Here is a 21,247-nt window from a genome sequence, read left to right on the forward strand (position 1 = left end):
CTATGAAAACAGTTCAATTAATTAAGCGCAAAAATGAAAATTGGAAGTACTTATCTAAAAAAATGAACTTAAAAGAACCGTTAATATTAGTTTTTGGAAATCGTTATCTGCTAGAAGAAGAAAATGTATATACAGATTTAAAGGCAAAGTTTCCAGATGCTCATATTGTATTTGGTTCTACTAGTGGAGATATTACCGCTTATTTTGTAACTGATGATAGCATGGTTGCCACTGCAATTGAATTTGAAAAAACGAAATTTGAGATAAAAACGAGTAATGTTATCAATTCAGATTTAGACAGTTTTGTTACAGGCAAAAATTTAATAAATCAGTTTACAAAGGAAGGCTTAAAACATGTTTTTGTCATTTCAGAAGGCAGTTTTATAAACGGAAGTGAACTAACCAAAGGAATGAATGCTGCGGCCGAAAATAAAGTGTTAATAACAGGAGGTCTTTGTGGTGATGCAGCACGTTTTGAGAAAACATTAGCCGCTTACAATGAGAATCCAAAACAAGGTGAAATTGTGGCCATTGGGTTTTATGGAGCAACTTTTGAAGCCTCTTTTGCCATATATGGTGGTTGGTCGCCTTTTGGACCAGAACGTGTGGTTACCAAATCAAAATCAAATGTTTTGTATGAGCTCGACGGGCAACCAGCACTAGACTTATATAAAAAGTATTTAGGAGACAAATCTAAAGAGTTACCAAGCGCAGCATTATTGTATCCATTAAATGTAAAATCAGAAGAAGAAAAACAGTCTTTTGTACGTACAATTTTAAACATTGAAGAAGATACAAATGCCATGATCTTGGCTGGAGATATACCAGAAAATTCCAAGGTTCAATTAATGATGACCAACATTGATAATATTGCCAATGCATCAGAATTAGCAGCGACTCAAGCCTCAGAAAAAAGAAAAAACAAACCGCAATTGGCTATTTTAGTGAGTTGTATTGGTCGTAAACTTGTATTAGATCAGCGCATAGAAGAAGAAATAGAAGAAGTGGTGTCTGTTGTAGGCGATGATGTGGTGATATGTGGATTGTATTCTTACGGTGAAATAGCACCATTTAATACAGAGATCAATTGCCAGTTGCATAACCAAACCATGACAATAACCTTAATTAGCGAATAATGTCTTCATTATTAAAACGACAAATAAAAAAATTTTTAAGCAAAGATATCGCCGAAAGTAAGTTATTGGTAGATTTTTTAGATGCTGTGAAGCGCTCATATACTAATTTTGAAGATCAGTATAAAATGCAACAACGAGCAATGTCTATTAGTTCTGAAGAATTATTTGCCGCAAATAAGCAACTAAGAGAAGAAGCCGATTCTCAGAAGAAAATTATAGATAAACTAAGACGAGTAGTTGACACCATAACAGATTCTAATTCTAAAGATGGTAATGCCTTAACTCTAGAAAAAGATTTAGATGAATTAAAACTTATTGAGTTAATTGACAACCAAACTAAGGAGATAGTAAAAATTAATAAACAACGCGAAACACTTTTATCAGAATTAGAGCATCAAAACCAGGAGTTAAGTGATTATGCACATATGGTTTCACATGATTTAAAGTCGCCTCTACGCAGTATTGAAACCTTAACAACATGGCTAAGTGAAGACTATAGAGGTTCATTTGATGATAATGGCAATAAAACACTAAATCTCATAAAGTCTAATGTCGAAAAAATGGATGGCCTCATTACAGGCATCCTAGAATATTCAACAATAGGCAAAAACAATATAGAATTTTACGATGTTGATTTAAATAACTTGCTAGACAATATTTTAACGATTATCCATATACCAGATCATATCACTGTGAAGCGGTCAGAATTACCAACCGTTTCTGGAGATAAATACAGATTGCAACAGTTGTTTCAAAATTTAATAGGAAATGGTATTAAATATAATGACAAAGAAGAAGGTCGCATAGAAATAGGTGTAACCGAAAAGGATGAGAATTGGGAGTTTTATATAAAGGATAATGGTGTCGGTATAGAAGAGGTTTATTTTGAAAAAATATTTAAAACCTTTGAAAAACTCGAAAACACAGTAGATTCTACAGGAATTGGACTTTCAATTGTAAAAAAAATAGTTGATCTATATGGTGGAAAAATCTGGTTAACTTCAAAAGTTAATGAAGGAACCACCTTTTACTTTACCCTAAAAAAGCAATAAAATGGAACAACCTAATTTATCATATATACACAGCATGTCTGGTGGAGACGAAGCTTTTGAAAAGCAGTTAATAAGCATTATAAAAGCAGAATTCCCAGAGGAGAAAAGCGTATATTTTAAAAACATGGCAGAAAAGAACAATAAACTTTCTGCAGATAACGTTCATAAACTTAAGCATAAAATTAGTATTTTAGGCCTTGAGAAAAGTTATGATGTAGCCGTAGCATTTGAAAATAATTTAATAGAAGGCAGTACAGAACTGCAAGAAGAATTTGAAATGATATTGCAAACTATGACCAACTTTTTAGAACAGTTATAAAAAACATGTATGAATTGTATTATTATTGATGATGAAGCTACAGCAAGAGCTATTATTGGGCAGTTATGTGCTAATGTAGATAGTTTAAATGTTTTAGAAGCGTTTCCTAATGCAATGCAGGCCATAAAGTATCTCAACCAAAATGAGGTTGATTTAGTGTTTTTAGATATTCATATGCCAGACTTTACAGGTTTTGATTTTATAGAAACTATAAAAAATCCGCCTAAAACAATACTAACCACGTCAGATCCTAATTTTGCAATTCAAGCTTTTGAATACGATTGTATTGTAGATTACTTAGTAAAGCCAATTACACCAGAGCGTTTTCAGAAAGCGATTTTAAAAGCCGAGGCTGCAACTGTTACAACGTCTGAAGCAGAAGAACCATCCGTTGAGAAAGTAGAAGGAAGTTCTGGGAATGATTTATATGTAAATATAGATAGACGTTTAATAAAGATAGATATACCTAGTATTTATTTGGTTGAAGCCAAAGGAGATTACATTCTTGTAAAAACCGAAGAAAAAAATTACACAGTACATTCTACACTAAAAAAGATTGAAGAAAAGCTACCAGATGATTTATTTTTAAAAGTACATCGTTCTTATATTATAAATGTAGATAAAATTATTGATATTGAGGACAATAGCGTGCTTATTAAAAAAGATGTGATTCCTGTAAGTCGTTCTAACCGTCCGGAGTTAATGAAGCGACTTAATTTACTTTAAATACCATTCGTCGACAGAGAACGGTTGTTTAAAAGCCGAATCGGCATAGTGAACGAAAAACAAATAATCTCAAGACATGCCTTCTTAAATTTGCATCAGAAATACGAGTTAGGACGTGTTTTAAAGAAAATGGATTAGTAGTATAACTAGAGGCAAAAATTTTATTTTTGCCTTTTTTTATACCTCTATTTTTCTGTGCTGCAAGCGCTACTAATCTACTCGTCGACACTAAAATGCAATCCATCGTGGTTTGGGTTGTAACAAACGAAAAAGTAAAAATGCCGCCCTTTTATCAAGTAATTTTGACTCAGAATCAAATACGATTACAAGATGAAAACACTTTACACTTTTAGAAACCAACTATTTATTTTTGCTTTAGCCCTTTGTGGGTTTTCAACTCAAGCGCAAAACGATCCGTTTAATTGTGATTATAATGCCTATTTATTTCAGTATAACGATGTATATGCGATTGACTTAGCATCAGGGAATTCGTATCAGGTAGCCGCAGATGTTACGCCAGGTAGTATTAATGCGGCAGCATATAATCCTGCAGATGGTTTTATTTGGGGTTCATTAAGTACACCAGCAAAATCTATTGTTAGAATAGGTAATGACTTTACAACAACTACGTATTATATAGATGAGTTACCAAATAGCAATCGTTATGTAGGTGATGTGAGCGCAGATGGTATTTATTATTTAAAAGGTGGAGGAACAACATATTATAAAATTGATTTAAATCCTGAATCTGTAAATTATACACAGTTTCAATCTACTGGGACTTTATCGCAAAACCTTAGTATACATGATTGGGCTTTTAATGCAGTAGATGGTAACATATATGCCGTTGAAAAAAACACCAATATTTTATATCGTATTAACCCAGAAAATGGTGTCGTAACAGCCTTAGGAGAAGTGCCAATTTTATCGGGATTAAATTACACCTATGGTGCTGTTTATTTTGATAATGAAGGGCGTTTCTATGTGTCTTCAAATCAAACCGGAACGATATACGTTATTCAAGCAGTTCAAACAGTATCTACAGCAGCAGATATAGAATCTAACTTATTTGCTTTCGGACCATCTAGTGCAAGTAATGATGGTGCACGTTGCCCAACAGCTCCTGTGTTACAAGAAATTTGTGATAATGGTATTGATGATGATGGCGACGGACTAATAGATTGTGAAGATCCTTCTTGTTCTGGTTTTGGTTCTTGTGAAGTGATTGCAGCACCAACATCGAGTTCTAATAATGGAGGTTTAGAAAGTAACAACAGATTAGCTGAGCAAATAAATGCACGTAATTTTAAAAGAGCTAAAACAGGTTATAAGTTTGACCCAACAACAGCACCAAAAGCTGTAAAAAGATCTAACTATGCGACTAAAAGTGCGAATTCAAATTTTACATTAGAAGATTTTATCCCTTTAACAACAATTAATGAAGATGAGGCTGTAGAAGCGTCGCCATCAGACTTAATAGGTATTACAAACGCTACAGAAATTTACGCTGTAGATTATATTAAAAACAATAGTCCTATTGCTTCTGTATTAGCGTTAAAAACAGAAAATGGTGTTTACGAGCACACTAAATATATCTGTGATCGTCTATTAGGTGGAGAACTAGTTAATGTCTCTACAATGGATATTAACGAACAACAATTTATAAAATCTATTATTAAGAACGAAGACGGAACCTTTGAGTTTGTCTTAAGTCTATCTGCAAAAGTGGTTAATAACGATGCGAACTTTGCTATAGAAAGCCACTGGAATTTAGATCAGTATGAAGCTAACGTAACGTTCTATAATTTTCAAATATGGTCTAACTCTATAGATGATTTATATGCCTTAGGACAAGAGCTTTTAAATTTATTAGAAGTAGAGAAACCAATTACATCTTATAATATCTCTACACCACCAACAGTGTTTGTAAAAAGTGGAGGTTACTCAGATGGAGGGCTAGATTTACAGATTGTAAATACAAATGGCACACAAAGCATTACATTAGACGCAGGTTATAGAACTACAGAAACAGAGCCTTTTCAAAATTTAAATTATACAATTAACCTTAACGGAAACTATATTACAAACCTTAGAGTAGAAACAGGTAATTTGTTTGATATAGGATTTAGAATTGGCGATGGTATTGCCACACCAGACGATTTGTTTATGTCTGATGGTCCTTGGGGAATTGATGACTCTCAAACTGGTACTAACGTAAGTCTTTACGAGGTGTCTACAAACTCAAATACCTTTGCTGCGGAAGATTATCCAATAGAAAGAAACGTAACATTAAATGCAACTACAGATACTTACGTTGCCGCATATAGAGCTTTAACACCGAGATTTCAGGCTGTAGACGTATCAGAGTACACAAGTTTTCAATTTAGTGCACAAGGTACAGGTGATTTAGAAATTACTTTTGTAAAAGAAAGTGTAACAAACTGGGAAGAACAGTTTAAGGCAATCGTGTCTTTAACAGACCAATTACAAGCGTATACATTACAGATTGAAGACTTGGAAAACAATGCTTTTGATACTGCAGAATTAAATGATGTGGTCACTATAGTATTTACTATGGTTGCAGAAAACGGAACAATGACTTCAAAATCATTAAATATTAGCGACCTACGATTCTCAGCACCAGAGGCATTATCCATAGATGATTACTCAAAGGATTTAGAGACTTTAACTGTTTTTCCTAATCCTATGAGCTCAAAAGCTACAATTAACTTCGCTGTTGACCAAAGTGAAACAGTACGTTTTGAAATGTATAACCAACTAGGTAAGCGCGTATATAGCACAATATATACTACAATACCAGGAAACAATAGCATAGAAATAAATAGAGAACGCTTAAGTTCTGGACTTTACTTCTGCAAAATTATAAGCAATCATTACAATTTTACACCAGTAAAACTCATTATAAAATAACCCTAATTAATAGCAGTAAGAATCAGGCAAAAGCGAAAGCTTTTGCCTTTTCTTTTTTGTGGTGGTTTTAATTTTATTAGTATATTTATATTTTAGTAATCTTTTGTTTTTTAAGGAATTAGATAAAAATAATTTAGGAGCGCTTTTAAAATATTATAACCAAGTAGGCTTTGACCACAAACCGCTAATCCATGATAAAATTCTTTAGAAAAATTAGACAAAACTTACTTTCGGAAGGCAAAACAGTTAAGTATCTTAAATATGCCATTGGTGAAATAATCCTTGTTGTTCTAGGAATTTTAATTGCCTTACAACTAAACAATCTTAATGATGAACGGAAAACTGAAAATTTAAGGCAAGTTTATTATAAACAATTACTACAAGATTTTGAGAATGACAAAGCATATATAAAAGAGCATTCTTCAAGAATAGATTCAAATATGGTAAAATTTAGAGCTTTTAAAGACATCTATAATCAGCCAAATTTACCATTAAACAAAATAATTTCTGAAAATAGAAAATTAGCTTGGAAATTTTATAATGTTCAATTCAAATCTAACACGATACAAACATTACAGAATACGGGTGACATCAAATTAATACCACCTATTATTAGAGAACAATTAATCCGTTTAGAAAAATATAAAGAACAAACAGAAAACGTTTCTAAATATAATAATGATCGAGCTGGCGAAGCTACATCTACAGCAGCTAATAGGTTTGGAAATGAAGAATTTGCCTTTAAAAACATACAAAATCAGCCCAAACTATCAGAATATGTATTTGAAGAAAAAAACTTAATCGAGCTTGTTGTTATATTAGAAAGGAGTCAATTTATGAAGGTTGAATCGGAAAAAGGTAGTCTTATAAGATTCAAGAAAATTTTATCTGACATGGATGAAATTGAAATTCTTATTAATAAGGAATTAAAAAAATAATGAAACGTAACTATGTGCACGATGCTAGTGAAAACCAAAACATTTTGTTATTCCTGCGAAAGCAGACCAACCAATAGGTTCAGTTCTGCACATCCAAAAGTTAAATTAAACTTTAAAATGGTTTCCTAAGTACGGAATGACAAACTGAGAATATTATGATAAAGTTTTTTAGAAAAATAAGATACAACCTTATGGAAAAAGGTAAAATACGCAAGTATCTTAAATACGCCTTAGGCGAAATCATCCTTGTGGTTATTGGAATTGTAATTGCACTTCAAATAAACAATTGGAATGAAAAACGGAAAAGCGATGCTATTTTAGAAAATTATTACCATCAAATAATAACAGAATTAGCAAAAGATTACAACCGAATACATTATGATATCTATAATTTGGAAGCAAATTACTTATCATCATACAATGAATTTGTAAAAAAATTAGCCACTCATAGCAGTCCTAAAGCAATAATATTAAGTTCTGAAAAACTTAATTATACAACGACTTCTTATGCTAACTTTAATACCAATACTATAGAAACTTTACAAGCCACAGGTGATATAAAAATGATACCTACGGAAATTAGAAATAAACTTATAGAACTAAAAACGGACCAAGATAGGTCTCATACCGCAAGTAAAGATAATTACGATAATTTTTTGAATGAAATCAGTAGAGCTACAGCCCTAGGGTATAACCCAAATCTTATTCCAATAAATGGCACAAAGAATATATCAGAGGAACTTTATAAAAATTTAGAAATAGAAGCTAATTATCCAGAAATAGCACTAATTGTAGTGTCGTCCTATTTTGCAAAGAATTTAGGAGAACTTGATATGTTTAGGAATTTAAAATCAATACAAGAAGATGCCAATAGTTTATTTCTGTTAATCAATGAAGAGTTAGGTAATCCTTACAAGGACATTGAAAGGGTTACAAGTGACTATAAAACGTTGAATAAGCTGTTAAATACAGGTAAAACAGTAGACGAAATTATTGCGGTAATAAATGCCCAAGACAGAGACAATCCTGAATATAATATTTCAGAAGGCTACATAAATTCTTTAGGGTATTATTACTTAAATACACTAAATCAGCCAGAAGATGCTATAAAAATTTTCAAGCTTAACATAGAATTGTATCCAGAGTCTTGGAATCCTTACGATAGTTATGGTGAGTGCTTATTACGTATTGGAGATAAAGAAAACGGCATTAAATATTACAAAACATCGCTTCAACTCAATCCGGAGAACGAAAATGCCATAAACGTGTTAAAGGAGTTGGGAATAGACCTATCTCAGTAGGCTTATTAATTTCTAAAAATAGCCTTCTTCATAAATTGCCATTTAAAACGTATACCAATTTCAGTAAAGGTAAAACCAGCTGCTGTTGCAGCAGCTATGTTACTACGAGTGCCATAAATGTTAAGTAAACTTCGTTCAGAGAATTTGTAGCCTAAAGCGCCTTGTATTCTATACGCTGTTTGTTTAGGGTCGTCTTCTATAAATTGGTAACCAAAAGCCGCTGTTGCGTTATAAAACCAGGCTTTAGGTTTTGCTATGGCTTCGTCTTTAATGAGGTTAATAAAGAGTTCGTAATTATTAAATTTTTCTGGGCTAAAATAAATGGTTGGTACTTGATCTTTAAAGGTTATGTATTGATAATTAAAACCAACTTTTACCGATGGTTTGGGTAAAATATTGTAGTACAATGACGTAAATAATAGATTTCTTTTATTGCCATCATTTTGTGAGGTATACATTAATTGTGTAAACCAGCCTAGGTTAAAATTAGTTCCTAAATTGTAATTGGCGTAGTAATTGTTTTGCACCAATTCACGGTCTAATAAATCGGCATTAAAACTTTCAATTTGTCTTTTATATCCAATATCTAAAGTTTGAAGTTTAAAGGATTTTATATGAAAAGACAAGTCGGTTAAAAGTTGTGTGTAATCTTCTGTTTCTGCTTTTGCAGACGTTATGCCTGCTGTTCCTTTAAAGGTAATACTCGGTATAAATTTATAGGATAATCCTAAAGAAAGATTGTTAGACGTTGCACTATTGTTGGTAACTGTGTTATTTGTGGTTCTGTAATTATAGTTTCCTAATAAGGCAAATTTTGTAGACAACGGAAATACAACATTATTGTTAAAAGCAAAAGCCTTATTGTCGCCATTATCAAAAGTGTGAGAGGCTTTTGTTTCTAGAGTAGGTGCAAAGCTATTATTTAGCTGGTTAATAAAGTTGGTTGCATCTTTTTGTTTGTCGTAAAATTTTAAAGTGTTTTCTGCTGAGGTATACGCTTCATCTGTATAACCTAATGCTTTCAGCACATTTGCTTTTCCGAGGTTACCATCGAAAGACGTACTGTCGTTTACTAATATTTGGTTGTAATCGTTTAAACTCTTTTTAAAATTACTCTTATAAATGTTTAAAGTAGCTCGCAACGATAAAACCCAGTTTTCGTTTGGGTGTTCTGTAATAAGCTGATCGATTAAGGTTGTTGCCGATTTAAATTTTTTATTCCAAATTAAAGCTTGTGCATATCGCTCTGTGGTTTGTCTGGTGATCGCTTTGTCTGTAGTCTCATTAATGCTGTTATAAGCTTCTGTACTTAAGCTTAGTGCTTTCTTTTCCTTACCATTTAAGTGTTCTACTAAGGCCAAACCATTTAAAGCAATGACTTTATGTTCTGGTTGTTCAGCTAACCTAGCGTAAATAGCTTTGGCGTTGTCTAATTGGTTCCAAATTAAATATAAGTTGGCTAAATTTAATAAGGTGTCTTTATCGTCTCCAAATAATTCTAGGTTTTTAGTTAGTAGTGTTTCTGCCTTGTCATAATTTTGAGCTTGTTGATTTTGGTAGGCATAGCCTAAATAGATGTATTTTTTTGAAACCATGGCATTTGGGTTTCCAGGTGATACATCTAAAGCTTTGTTTACTGTTGTAAGTGCATCTTCATATTCTTTTAGATTAGACAGCGTATTTGCAAAACCTAATAATGCCGCAAAACTTTTAGGGTCTTCTGCGACTAAACTTTTGTAATAAACCTTAGCGTCTTTAAAGTTACTGTTCCATAATAAAGATTCGCCGTAGTTTAGCTTTACTTCAAAATCGTTAGGGTAATCGGCAAGTAAATTTGTAAATAAGGCATTGGCTTCTTTTGGTTGACCATTAAGTCCAATAGCACGTCCATAACACAAGCGTGCTGTTTTATTATCTGGATTGTCTTTTAATATGCCACTAAAAAAGGTCTCTGCCTTACTGTAATTTCCGGTTTCTAAATACGTAAATCCTTCTTGCATGTCTTGCGCAGAAGCACTTAAAATAATAAAGAAAAAGGCAATATTAATAAATGATTTTAAAGTCATAATTAGTCTTTGTTAAACTTATTGCAAGTTACGTCGCATTTATGTTCCATTCATCTACAGCAACTTGTCATCCATCGAAATAGAAAGCGCATACGCGGAAATGTTAAAGATATTTGTGTCAGATTTAACCGCATACAAATTAAGAAACTATATTTTTTTGATTCGCATTTTTAAAGAAAACCACATCAAAATTATAGTCAAAAATGGTTGCAAGGCGATCTACCAAGACAATATTAATCATATAGAAGCTGCTTAAAACCTTACTTTAAAACATATACCAACTCATCATGCAAATATTAACAGCAATTAAATCTAAAAAGTTATCGCCAGAACAATTATTTATGGTTAGTGTTTTAGCGGTCAATGGAGGTAACTATTTATACAATCTAATACTAGGTCGTATTTTAGGACCAACAGCCTTTGCAGATGCAGCCGTATTAATTACGTTTTTATTAGTATTATCTTTTGTTGCAATGACATTTCAGTTAGTGACGGCAAAATTTTCAGTGTTATTTGAAAATCAATTATTTAAAAATTTTATAGCCAAAGTATACCAGCAAGCTTTTGTATTTGGTTTAGGTTTTGGTGTTTTAATTATTGCCTTTTCAACGCAACTTAAAGCTTTATTTAATACCTCATCTTCCACGATGTTTGTCATTTTTGGCTGTGGTGTTCCGCTTTATTTCTTAATGAGTATAAATCGAGGAGCTTATCAAGGCAAAAAAGCATTTAAATCGTTATCTATAACCTATCAATCCGAAATGTTAAGCCGTTTGCTAATTACATTAGGTTTAATCCTTTTATTTCAATTTCAATCTGCACCAGTTATTGCTGTTGGTATTTTATTATCCTTTGTTTTTGGTTTGTTTCCTTTTAAAATGAAACAAATTAGTTTTAAAAAGACGGCTAAATTAGATGCGAAGTATAGTAAGCAAATCAGAAACTTTTTTCTACTTACAGCGTTTTATGAACTCACACAGATTATTATAAACAATAGTGACATTCTATTGGTTAAACATTATTTTGAATCTTACGAAGCAGGTTTGTATGCATCATTAGCATTAATCGGAAGAATAGTATATTTCATTGCTTGGATGTTTGTTATGTTGTTATTGCCAGCTGTTGTAGAATTGAAAAAAGAAGGTAAAGAAACCTCTTCAATATTATTTAAATATGTTGGTTATATCGCTGTAATTTCTGCTGTGATTGTGTTAGGATGTTTAATTCTTCCTGAATTAATAATTAATATCCTTTTTGGTGAAGACTATATTGCAATGGCACCTTTACTTTGGAAATATGCTATTGCTACATCAATGTTTGCAATCTCTAACATTTTCGCTTACTACTATTTGTCTTTAGATAGATATGTGCCTGTAATTATTTCTGGAGTCTTTGGAGTGTTGCAAATGTTTTTAGTCATTTTTTATCATGCTAGTTTAGAGCAAGTCGTGCATATGCAAATCGTAGCAATGTTTTTATTGTTAATTATTCAAGTGAGTTTCTTTGTATTCGATTCTAAATTAAAAAAGCAGTAATCTCTGACGCTCATCACTCTAAAAAACAAGTGTAAATTCTACACTGAGATCGTCTCATACCTTTTTGGTTCAAAAGCGTCAATTCATCTGTCTAAATCTTAACTATCTACACTAAAATCATGCATTTAGCTTTTTTTTACGCGTTATTAATGGAAGTTTAAAAAAGCCTTGTCTAAAGATTAATTCCATTCGTCTACAGTAAAAGTCGTCTTACCGAAGCTGGCTAAGAATTAGAAAAATAAAACATCAAATTTGTATTGTAATTAAAAAGAATATTAAAAATTATTAAATATGAAACTAGCAGTTGTAACAGCATATCCACCAAGTAAAGTAACATTAAATGAATATGCATATCATTTAGTAAAGCAGTTTAGACAAAACCAAGACGTAACAGAACTTATTTTGTTAACAGACAGAACGGAAGGTGCTAAGGATATTCAGTTTACAGAGGCTGGTTGTAAGATTACAGTGAAAGAATGTTGGTCTTTTAATAGCTATAGAAATATATTATCAGTGACTAAAGCAATTAACCAAACACAACCAGATTCAGTATTGTTTAACTTACAATTTATGAAATTTGGAGATAAGAAAATTGCAGCGGCTTTAGGTTTAATGTTACCACTGGTATGTAAGTTAAAGAAAATCCCTAATATCGTTTTATTGCATAATATTCTTGAAGAGGTCGATTTAGGAAGTGCAGGTTTTACATCAAATAAACTAATGCAAAGCATTTACGGATTTATTGGCACCACACTCACAAAGTTAATCCTAAAAGCAGATGTAGTGGCTGTAACAATGCAGAAATATGTGGATATTTTAGAGGGTAAATATGGAGTAAATAATGTGAAGTTAATTCCACATGGCACATTTGAAATTCCAGAAGAGCCAGATTATTCACTACCTAAAGGACCATTACAAATTATGACTTTCGGAAAATTTGGAACCTACAAAAAAGTAGAAGGCATGATTGAAGCTGTAGAAATGGTAAGAGCTTCTACAGGTTTAGATCTTGAAGTTGTAATTGCAGGAACAGACAACCCAAATGTACCTGGTTATTTAGCAAAAGTACAAGAAGATTATAAGCATGTGCCACAAGTTCGTTTTACGGGTTACGTAGAAGAAGTAGAAGTACCAGTATTATTTAATGAAAGTGCTGTAGTTGTATTTCCTTATACATCGACTACAGGAAGTTCTGGAGTTTTACACCAAGCAGGAAGTTACGGTAAAGCTGTGGTTATGCCAGATTTAGGTGATTTAGCTTTACTAGTACAAGATGAAGGTTATAAAGGCGAGTTTTTTGAGCCGACTAGTGTAGCGAGTTTAGCAAAAGCCATTGAAGCTATTGTTACTAATGATGCTTATAGATTAGAATTAGCAAAGACCAATTATAAAGCCGCTACTGCGCATCCTATGTCTCAAATTGCAGACATGTATTTAGAGCGTTTTAAGCAGATAATTGCTAAGAGATCTAAAGATGTAGCGACTGTATCTGCATAATAAAGGGAAAGTACTATTTTATTGAAATCGGTTAAAGTCTACTGATTAGAAATATATTTAAACGCCTCCTTTTTTACGCCTTTAGAATCAATAAACCCAAATCTTTTTTGGGTATTGCGACGCCAAGGCCTGCTACCCACAACATCTTTAGGGACATCAGTAAAATCGTATAAAGTCCAAGACATAAATTGTAAATTATTAGCTACAATTTGTTCTTGGATTTTTTTGTGATAGTTGGCTTGGTCTTCTTCTGAAGATCCAAAAGGTTTCCAAAAACCAGAATATGACGATAATCCAAACTCTTGAAGAACCAGAGGCTTATTAGGTATTTCTGTTTTTAAAGCTGCTACTGCTGCATCAAAATTTTCTAAATCTTCATAATAATGAAAGGATATAAAATCGACTTTGTCTTTTAAGATAGTAGCACTTTCGGTATTAGACCAGCCTATAGTTACAGGATGTATGGAATCTGTGGTTTTTACCAAATCAATCATATTGTCTAACCAGGCAATTACATTGTCTTTTCCTCGCGATTCAAAATCTAAATTTGGTTCGTTTTTAATATCCCAAGCCAATAAAGCATTGTGATCTTTTACAGCATTAACAACCGTTTCTGCGTGTCGCTGATTTAAGGTCCAGTTCATTATAGAATAATCTCCAAAAAAATCAAACAAGGTTAATACGACTTTTAATTCGTTGGCTTCTGCAGCATCTAGGGTTTGTTTTAGCTTTTCAATTTTTTTAGCGTCAACATGTTCTTTTCCAAAGTCTTCATATTGGACAAAAAGACGTACCGAGTTTAAACCAGCCTCTTTTATAATTTTAAAATCTTTAGAAATGGTGTCTTTTGAAAATGCATCCCCAAACATATTCCAAGGATTAGCTTGTGGATAGTAATTGATACCTTTAATATTTAGACTATCTACATTGATTTGTTGCGGTTCATTGTTATAAATACCAGCACTATCTTTTACTAAATGTCTAATGCGCCAAAAGCCGTCTTCTAATAAAAATACCATTTGGTAAGTAGCCGTTTCTTTGGTTTCTAGAATGAGATCTTTTGCTTTAAAAACACGCTTGTATTCTATAACGTTACGGTCTGTAATTACGGCTAATTGACCATCTTGACTAAAATATTCTAACGTAGGATTATGACTTAACGTTGTCGCCTCAATACTTATGTCTTGCGCTTTGTTTAAATCTATGAATGCAAATAAGTTTTCTCTTGCACTGTCTGTATAATAGTCTTTAATTCCGGCTGTTTTATTACTCTTGTAGGCAATTTGTTTAACGTACCAAGCATCTAAATAATCATGCTGAATAGCATTTAGCGTTTGGTCGTCCATGGGTCTACCTTCATTTTGCAAGGGTTCCCAATTCATTTTTGGTGCGTATTGGTCTACTTTTTTAATTTCGGTATGTAGCATGGTGCTGCGGTCGGCACCTGTATTTAGGTAACTAAATAGTGCACTTACACCAGAAATAATTAAGGCTACAATCATAATATATGAGGCAATTAAAATGGTACGTAATATGTTTTTGTTAAGACTTACCATAGCTGTATTGATTTAAATTCTTTTGATAAGCCAGCGGTTTCAATCTTAAAATTATAACTGCCGTTTTTATAAATAGCTGGTTTTAGTTTAAAACTAGTGTACCCGTTAAAAGATGTTTTGGTTAATGTAGTAATAAGCGAATGGTCTTGGTAAATATGAAGTTTTATATGCAAACCATCTGGTATCATTTGTCCCATAAAACTTTGCAATGGTCCAATGTTGATTTGTCGGTTATGTTCTAAAAATTCAACATCAAAATCTTTAACAACTTGTTTGTAGCTTACAGTAATGCTATTACTCTCAGACATACCATCTACGTAGGCTTTAACACTCCATTGATCTGCAAAATCTGGATGGATAATTTTTGAATTTGCAATACCATCAATCGTCGTTCCTGTGGTTTTTAAAATATTTCCTTTTCCGTTTTTAATAAAAAATGTTACAAAAGTCCCATCGCTTACCACATTGTTTTGTTCATCTTTGATAATGGTAGTCCAAAATGTCGTTACCTGATTGCCGTCTGCATAATCGTGTGGTCGCGTGGCAGAGATTTTAAAATCTGTAGGAATGGCTGGCATAACATTAATGGTGTATTCTTTAGAATTAATACCAAGACTTTCTGATGACACCAACATCCTTCCGCTTTCTTTTTTGGAATATATATTTCGGTAGGCAATTAAATTTTTAGTGAATATATCAAAACCTTCTTCTGAATCTAAAAACTGAAATTTAGCATCTACCAAAGTATGTGTTGGTACAGGATTGTCTAAAGAATCCGTTGGAATAACCACCAATGTGGTATAATCTTTTCCGCCTGCTTCAATACTTGGTGGACCAATATAAGTTTCCATTGTGGCTACTTCTGGTTTTGGTAAAATGTTTAGTTTTCCTGAAAGTGATTTGCTATCATCTAATAAAGTCCAGTTAACAGCACCAATTTTTTTAGTGATATTTTCAGGAATAATAAATTCTAAGGTGTTGTTTTTTAAGCTTGAAGATATAACGGTTGAACCATAACTATTAGAACAGTATAAATCAAATGGAACATCACCTGAGGTTGAAAATCTTAGCATAACAGGTTGACCAACTTCAAATTCGGTTTGCGTAGAAATTAATGTTATTTCAGTTGAAACAACTTTAGTGTGTTGCACAACAGCGAAGGATGATAATAACATCAACCCTAAAAGTAAAAGGTATGTGCGTTTTATTTGCATTAATTAGGACTTCCTATATATGTGTTAATTTCAATTTTAATTCCACTAAAATCGAGATGGTCAATGGGTTGTAATTCCGCATTGGTATGATTTTTAATTCTATTTGGTACTATTTTATCTGAAATATCTTCGTTTGGTAAACCGTTTACAAAGATGTTTTTCATATCATCGTTTATAATTTTCACATCACCATCAATTATAATCGGATATTCAAAATGTTGCTTACGTTGTTGTCGCACACCAGCTTTTACAAACATATGGTCTACCCAAACCATATTTTGGTTATTATCGTAATAGGTTATTAATAATTGCGGAATGGTTATTTCTTGAATGCCACTATTAAACAAATTACCATTAAGCATACAGTCTTTAATATTCACATCACTTAACACAACATTTTTATACAAATCAGAACCAGACACATTTCCGGCAACTTGTAAGTTGAATTTTGTGGGTTGTTCTTCAAACTCTACAGGTGTAAATTCATCAGGATTAAAGGTATCTGGAATAGAATCTTGGGTTTTAGACCAGGCAATGCCTTCAAAATTAATTCTAAAACTACTCGATTCCTTAGGCATTAATTTGTGCTTTACGTGATATTTGGCATTATACGTAGCTAATTCTTTGTTATCTTCGTTGTAAAGAGTCCCTTTTAAAATAACATCTGCAGGTACATTATCTATATTTTGAACTTCGCCAATAATAGCATAACTACCATCAAACTGAACCAGTTTTGCTTGTATAACTTCTAAAACAGGTTGTTTTAAAATATCTTCGTGGTGTGTAGCTTCGGTTGTAATTCTACGTCGACCTTGGTTAAAATATTTAGTCACATTATCAGAATACAACTGGTCTGGTGGTAAATCGTTGTTTAAATCATCGGGTTGTAAAAACCATTTGCCTTTTATTTTAGACAAGGATTTGTAATCTACTTTTTCAATTTTTTCTAATGGTGTAATCCATTGACTGGTCACTTTTGCCGAAACTGTACTATCGTTAAGTGCTGTGATTTCGGTTTCAATCGCGTCCATTTTTGCATAGCTACTTAATAAACCATCCGTTACCGAAATCTCTAACATGTATTGCGCAATTGGCACATTGCTATTTGGGTCTATTAAGCTATGGGCTTTTTCAAATTCTTTAAAATCTAAAGCATCATAATAGGCCACAATAGCGTTTTCCGGACTGCGTTGTGAGTCGTTTTTTAGATAGAATAGATAGATGCCGTAAAAGACTATTATTGCTAAAACTAGAGACCAAAGGTGTGTAAGGCGTAACACATTGCTATTAAACTTGGTGTATGCCGTTGGGAATTTTAGAAAATCTGGTAATGGTTTTATTCGTGTTTTTAATGCCAATACAAATAGCATTTGTATGTTTAGAACAAAGGCCACCAGAACCGTTAAAAACGGCATAATTCCCCAATGAATTTTTAACCATTTAGCAACATCTTCCTTTGGTAAAATAGCAGAAACTGGCGGAATGTTAAGGCGTTCCCAAACCATAATACCATTTTCTAATTGACGTAAACGTTGCCAACCACAGAAATAGAGAATGGGGTCGTAAAATTTATCGTTAGAGAAAATGTATTTAAGATTATATTTTTCTGGTGTGGTTAAAAATTGCTGTAACGAACCAATACCAGCAACACCTTTAAATTTTGAATTTTCTAAGCGTTCTATTGGTCTTGTCGTTAATTCTGGCAATCGCCTTGCAGAATGGTAATTACCATCTACCGTCATTGCATCGGTTTGCGCACTAAGCCAAGCCATTTGGTCACCAAAACCAAGGGTTAAAAATCGCCATTTATCGTGGTCATCTTGGTTTAAGAAATTTACAATAGGCAACATTTTTATTTTCTGCGGTTGCGATGGTCTAAAGTAATTTAAACTCATGGTAAACACCACCATAAAAACCGCCAAACCAGCAAGTATGCCACCAATTATTCTATGATATACAGCACCAAATTTAGTTTGGATGAGAGTTTTTAAATCGCCTTCCACAAAGCGATAGGCAAATTCACCCATTAATGGTATTGATAATATAGAAGCCCAAAGCGTAAACCGGTCTAAGGTTAAGATGTTAAATGCCGTTTCGCCTAACATTTTTAACGGAATTGGTGTAGTGCCACCAGTACCTAAAACAAAACATATGGTTACGGATAAGCCAAAAAACAAATAACGTTTACTGTAATATCTATAAAATATATAAGGCAATAATATGAGTAAAATTCCCCAAGGAATTAAAAAGAATACCAAACCTGAAGATGTGATTTCTAAAAAATTATCACGAGAACCATGCGGAATTGGAACTTGGGTTATTGGGTTGGCTTTAGAGTTGAGCCAATACGGAAAAATACAACCTATAATTAATACTAAAGACAGCATGCCAAAACTCACAATGCGCTTAAAGAGTTTGAAAAAGGTATTTAAGAATATTTTGAAAGTGACTTCTTTCATACTATTGACCTGTTCTCTTGAGACATCCATGAGCACCATTCCTATTAAAGGAAAGATAAAAAAGACCATTCCAAAAATTGGTGTCACATGATGTGAGGTTACAGTCACTGCAATAAGAGATAAGCTGGTGGCTAAATACCATTTTCGTCCTGTTTTTAGCCATAGATAGATTTCTGGCAAGGCATGCATTAATACCGAAACACCAACAATACTTGGTAATTGCCCAAAGATGTGAAGGGTTTCTATAAACGACGATGAAAATACGGCAAGCAGACAAGCATAACCTGCAACGGTTTTGTTACTCGTCATTAATAAAGAAAAACGATACGTCCCAGTTATAAAAAGAACAATGGCTATTAAGGCCACACTAAACATACCAAACTTTAAGCCTCCAATTAAGGACAGTAAGCCAATGGACTGATGCACCAAAGGCGGATAACTCTGTACAGTAAAGCCTGTGTACCACTCATAGTTCCATGGCTCAAACCAACTGTTCGCATAATGGTCTGCAAAAAACAAGTGGATTAAGGCATCATACGTAGTTTCTAAAGTAAAAAAGATAGCACTACCATGAAACGCTAAACCTAAGAGGAGCGCAGATATTAAGTATTTGTTAGAGGTTTCCTTCATTTATAAGCCTAAGCAGTAACATATTGGTAAAGATATATAATTTAATAGAGGTTCACATTTTAATTATCTACAGCAATCTACCATTCGTCTACACTAAATATTAAGTTCAGCTAAATTTAAAATTTAATAGCCTAATCCCTAGTACTTTTGAACTGTAATTAACAAAGAAAATAATTTATTATGAAAATTTTAGCCATTGACGATCAACAATTAGTTTTACTGCCTTTGCAAAAAAGATTAGCAGAATTAGGTTATGAAGTAAAAATTGAAACTGATGCTCAGAAAGGATTAGATTTATATGAATCGTTTAATCCAGATTTGGTTATTGTAGATATCAATATGCCAAAAATTTCAGGTCTGGAAGTGGTTTCATATATAAGACATAGTAAAAACCCAAAAACTTCAATTATGGTGTTGTCTGGCGATACACAAGATGATACAATTACACAAGGTTTTGAATTGGGTATTGATGATTACATGAAAAAGCCATTGAGTTTAAACGAGATTAGTGCTCGTGTAAAACGTTTAATTGGTGCGCCAGAAATACAAAATTCTGTAGCCAAAAGTGAAGTAATGATCCAAGAACGATGTGTAGGTGTGGTTATTCCTTGCTATAATGAAGAAGAACGTTTATTAAGTGATGAATTTTTAAGTTATATAGATAAAAACTCTGGTTATCATTTATGCTTTGTAAATGATGGAAGTAAGGATAGAACCTTAGAAGTTCTTCAAAATTTACAAAAAGGACGCGAAGATTTTATAACAGTTTACGATTGTGAGAAAAATGGAGGAAAGGCTGAAGCGGTTCGTTTAGGAATGTTGCACATGGCTAAAAAGACCGACTTAGATTACATTGGATTTTTAGATGCCGATTTATCAACAGATTTAGCTGATTTTGATGACCTAGTAAAAACGATTGAAACTTCAGATTTTAAAATTGTGAGTGGCTCAAGAATATCTAGAATGGGAGCAGACATTACAAAGGAATCCGCTAGAAAAATTATTAGTTTAACCATTAACTTTATTATTCGAAAGATTTTAAAAATGGATTTTAAAGACACGCAATGTGGAGCTAAAATTTTTCATAAAGATGTCATTGATATTGCTTTTGGAGAAAAGTTTGTAACACAATGGATCTTTGATGTTGAAATCTTTAAAAGAATGAGTATCCACTTCGGATTGAAAAAAGCTAAAGAAATGCTTTGTGAACAACCGTTAAAACGATGGATACATGCAGATGGTTCTAAATTATCTATGAAAGACTCCGTAAAAATTGTTGCGCAGCTAGGTCAAATAGCTTGGGTATACAGATCAAAAAAATCTTATACAAAGGTATCTACTAACAGCGATTTAGAAATTGCTTAAAAATTTCTGAAAACATAAAAAATGAAGCTAGGAATCATTATTATATTTTATAACAATGGTGCGCAAATAGATAAGAAATTCTTTAGAGAATATATAAAATCAAACCATAATGTAGAACTATGTTTGGTAGATAATAATAGTTCAGATAATACCTTAAGTCAATTAGAAGAGATTAAAGAATGGAGTTTATCGCGAGTGTCAGTTATAGAAATTAAAAAGAAAACTACTGAAAATGCCGCTAAAAAAGCAGGCGCAAGATATATGTTTAATCAATTTAATCTTAAGCATATAGGGTTTATAAGTGTCAATACTATTTATAAAAACGGAGATTCTTTAAATTCAGTAGTGCAAAGTGTGTGTGAAAATTACGAGTCAATTATAGATGAAAATCTAAAGACTATTGCTAAACAAGATATAAAACAGACCTTATTTAAAAGTATTTTTTCAGTTGTGGAATACTTAAAAATAATAAAATCCAAAACAAATATAAATTCTCTAAGTCCAAGTATTTAGAACCCAAAT

General features: G+C 32.5%; 15 protein-coding genes. 11 read left to right on the forward strand and 4 right to left on the reverse strand.

Annotation, left to right across the window (positions count from 1 at the left end):
* Positions 1-2 precede the first annotated feature (2 nt).
* From HNV08_RS04005 to HNV08_RS04035, 7 genes are all read left to right on the forward strand, one after another.
* A complete protein-coding gene (locus HNV08_RS04005) occupies positions 3-1,136 on the forward strand; it encodes an FIST signal transduction protein (RefSeq protein ID WP_173279883.1) in 1,134 nt (377 codons plus the stop codon).
* Positions 1,136-2,188: a sensor histidine kinase gene (locus tag HNV08_RS04010; protein WP_173279884.1), complete on the forward strand. Its 1,053-nt coding sequence runs from the start codon at positions 1,136-1,138 to the stop codon at positions 2,186-2,188. Before HNV08_RS04005 ends, HNV08_RS04010 begins: the two co-directional genes overlap by 1 nt.
* Before the next feature lies 1 nt (position 2,189).
* The gene (locus tag HNV08_RS04015) at positions 2,190-2,507 is read left to right on the forward strand and encodes an Hpt domain-containing protein (protein WP_173279885.1); all 318 of its coding nucleotides are present in this window, start codon (positions 2,190-2,192) and stop codon (positions 2,505-2,507) included.
* Between the two features lie 9 nt (positions 2,508-2,516).
* Positions 2,517-3,233 carry a LytR/AlgR family response regulator transcription factor gene (locus tag HNV08_RS04020; RefSeq protein WP_173279886.1) on the forward strand — a complete coding sequence of 239 codons (717 nt, stop codon included), beginning with the start codon at positions 2,517-2,519 and terminating at the stop codon, positions 3,231-3,233.
* A gap of 330 nt (positions 3,234-3,563) precedes the next feature.
* Complete coding sequence (locus HNV08_RS04025) at positions 3,564-6,164, forward strand: T9SS type A sorting domain-containing protein (protein ID WP_173279887.1); 2,601 nt, start codon at positions 3,564-3,566, stop codon at positions 6,162-6,164.
* A gap of 191 nt (positions 6,165-6,355) precedes the next feature.
* Positions 6,356-7,102, forward strand: a complete 747-nt coding sequence (locus HNV08_RS04030) for a DUF6090 family protein (RefSeq protein ID WP_173279648.1) — start codon at positions 6,356-6,358, stop codon at positions 7,100-7,102.
* A 191-nt stretch (positions 7,103-7,293) separates the two neighbouring features.
* The gene (locus tag HNV08_RS04035; RefSeq protein WP_173279649.1) at positions 7,294-8,403 is read left to right on the forward strand and encodes a DUF6090 family protein; all 1,110 of its coding nucleotides are present in this window, start codon (positions 7,294-7,296) and stop codon (positions 8,401-8,403) included.
* A 5-nt stretch (positions 8,404-8,408) separates the two neighbouring features.
* Here HNV08_RS04035 and HNV08_RS04040 read toward each other — a convergent pair whose 3' ends face one another.
* On the reverse strand, positions 8,409-10,469 hold the full coding sequence (locus HNV08_RS04040; protein ID WP_173279888.1) for a tetratricopeptide repeat protein: 2,061 nt from the start codon (positions 10,467-10,469) through the stop codon (positions 8,409-8,411).
* Positions 10,470-10,756: 287 nt separating this feature from the next.
* Between HNV08_RS04040 and HNV08_RS04045 the strand changes: the two genes are divergently transcribed.
* Together HNV08_RS04045 and HNV08_RS04050 are read left to right on the forward strand one after the other, a co-directional pair.
* Positions 10,757-12,004, forward strand: coding sequence for an oligosaccharide flippase family protein (locus tag HNV08_RS04045; RefSeq protein WP_173279889.1), 1,248 nt, complete (start codon positions 10,757-10,759; stop codon positions 12,002-12,004).
* A 291-nt stretch (positions 12,005-12,295) separates the two neighbouring features.
* Positions 12,296-13,501, forward strand: a complete 1,206-nt coding sequence (locus HNV08_RS04050) for a glycosyltransferase (protein ID WP_173279890.1) — start codon at positions 12,296-12,298, stop codon at positions 13,499-13,501.
* A gap of 38 nt (positions 13,502-13,539) precedes the next feature.
* Here HNV08_RS04050 and HNV08_RS04055 read toward each other — a convergent pair whose 3' ends face one another.
* The 3 genes from HNV08_RS04055 to HNV08_RS04065 are packed head-to-tail and all read right to left on the reverse strand — an operon-like array spanning position 13,540 to position 19,360.
* The gene (locus HNV08_RS04055; protein ID WP_173279891.1) at positions 13,540-15,057 is read right to left on the reverse strand and encodes a glycoside hydrolase family 2 TIM barrel-domain containing protein; all 1,518 of its coding nucleotides are present in this window, start codon (positions 15,055-15,057) and stop codon (positions 13,540-13,542) included.
* On the reverse strand, positions 15,051-16,271 hold the full coding sequence (locus HNV08_RS04060; protein ID WP_173279892.1) for a hypothetical protein: 1,221 nt from the start codon (positions 16,269-16,271) through the stop codon (positions 15,051-15,053). Before HNV08_RS04060 ends, HNV08_RS04055 begins: the two co-directional genes overlap by 7 nt.
* Positions 16,271-19,360 (reverse strand): hypothetical protein, encoded by a 3,090-nt coding sequence (locus HNV08_RS04065; RefSeq protein WP_173279893.1) that lies wholly within the window; start codon positions 19,358-19,360, stop codon positions 16,271-16,273. The genes HNV08_RS04060 and HNV08_RS04065 overlap by 1 nt, the downstream gene beginning before the upstream one ends.
* A 180-nt stretch (positions 19,361-19,540) precedes the next feature.
* Between HNV08_RS04065 and HNV08_RS04070 the strand changes: the two genes are divergently transcribed.
* Together HNV08_RS04070 and HNV08_RS04075 are read left to right on the forward strand one after the other, a co-directional pair.
* Positions 19,541-20,725 (forward strand): response regulator, encoded by a 1,185-nt coding sequence (locus tag HNV08_RS04070; protein ID WP_173279894.1) that lies wholly within the window; start codon positions 19,541-19,543, stop codon positions 20,723-20,725.
* A 21-nt stretch (positions 20,726-20,746) separates the two neighbouring features.
* Entirely contained in the window at positions 20,747-21,238 is a 492-nt protein-coding gene (locus HNV08_RS04075; RefSeq protein ID WP_173279895.1) for a glycosyltransferase, read from the forward strand.
* The last annotated feature ends 9 nt before the right edge of the window (positions 21,239-21,247 follow it).

The organism is Winogradskyella eckloniae, from assembly GCF_013249045.1.
GTDB classification, from domain to species: Bacteria; Bacteroidota; Bacteroidia; order Flavobacteriales; family Flavobacteriaceae; genus Winogradskyella; species Winogradskyella eckloniae.

Bases quoted from the DNA above. Each gene is read 5' to 3' on its own strand.
- HNV08_RS04050 (WP_173279890.1), top strand. From the start codon at position 12,296: ATGAAACTAGCAGTTGTAACAGCATATCCACCAAGTAAAGTAACATTA.
- HNV08_RS04060 (WP_173279892.1), bottom strand. From the start codon at position 16,271: ATGCAAATAAAACGCACATACCTTTTACTTTTAGGGTTGATGTTATTA.
- HNV08_RS04040 (WP_173279888.1), bottom strand. From the start codon at position 10,469: ATGACTTTAAAATCATTTATTAATATTGCCTTTTTCTTTATTATTTTA.
- HNV08_RS04065 (WP_173279893.1), bottom strand. From the start codon at position 19,360: ATGAAGGAAACCTCTAACAAATACTTAATATCTGCGCTCCTCTTAGGT.
- HNV08_RS04030 (WP_173279648.1), top strand. From the start codon at position 6,356: ATGATAAAATTCTTTAGAAAAATTAGACAAAACTTACTTTCGGAAGGC.
- HNV08_RS04020 (WP_173279886.1), top strand. From the start codon at position 2,517: ATGAATTGTATTATTATTGATGATGAAGCTACAGCAAGAGCTATTATT.
- HNV08_RS04025 (WP_173279887.1), top strand. From the start codon at position 3,564: ATGAAAACACTTTACACTTTTAGAAACCAACTATTTATTTTTGCTTTA.
- HNV08_RS04070 (WP_173279894.1), top strand. From the start codon at position 19,541: ATGAAAATTTTAGCCATTGACGATCAACAATTAGTTTTACTGCCTTTG.
- HNV08_RS04010 (WP_173279884.1), top strand. From the start codon at position 1,136: ATGTCTTCATTATTAAAACGACAAATAAAAAAATTTTTAAGCAAAGAT.
- HNV08_RS04015 (WP_173279885.1), top strand. From the start codon at position 2,190: ATGGAACAACCTAATTTATCATATATACACAGCATGTCTGGTGGAGAC.
- HNV08_RS04075 (WP_173279895.1), top strand. From the start codon at position 20,747: ATGAAGCTAGGAATCATTATTATATTTTATAACAATGGTGCGCAAATA.
- HNV08_RS04055 (WP_173279891.1), bottom strand. From the start codon at position 15,057: ATGGTAAGTCTTAACAAAAACATATTACGTACCATTTTAATTGCCTCA.
- HNV08_RS04045 (WP_173279889.1), top strand. From the start codon at position 10,757: ATGCAAATATTAACAGCAATTAAATCTAAAAAGTTATCGCCAGAACAA.
- HNV08_RS04035 (WP_173279649.1), top strand. From the start codon at position 7,294: ATGGAAAAAGGTAAAATACGCAAGTATCTTAAATACGCCTTAGGCGAA.
- HNV08_RS04005 (WP_173279883.1), top strand. From the start codon at position 3: ATGAAAACAGTTCAATTAATTAAGCGCAAAAATGAAAATTGGAAGTAC.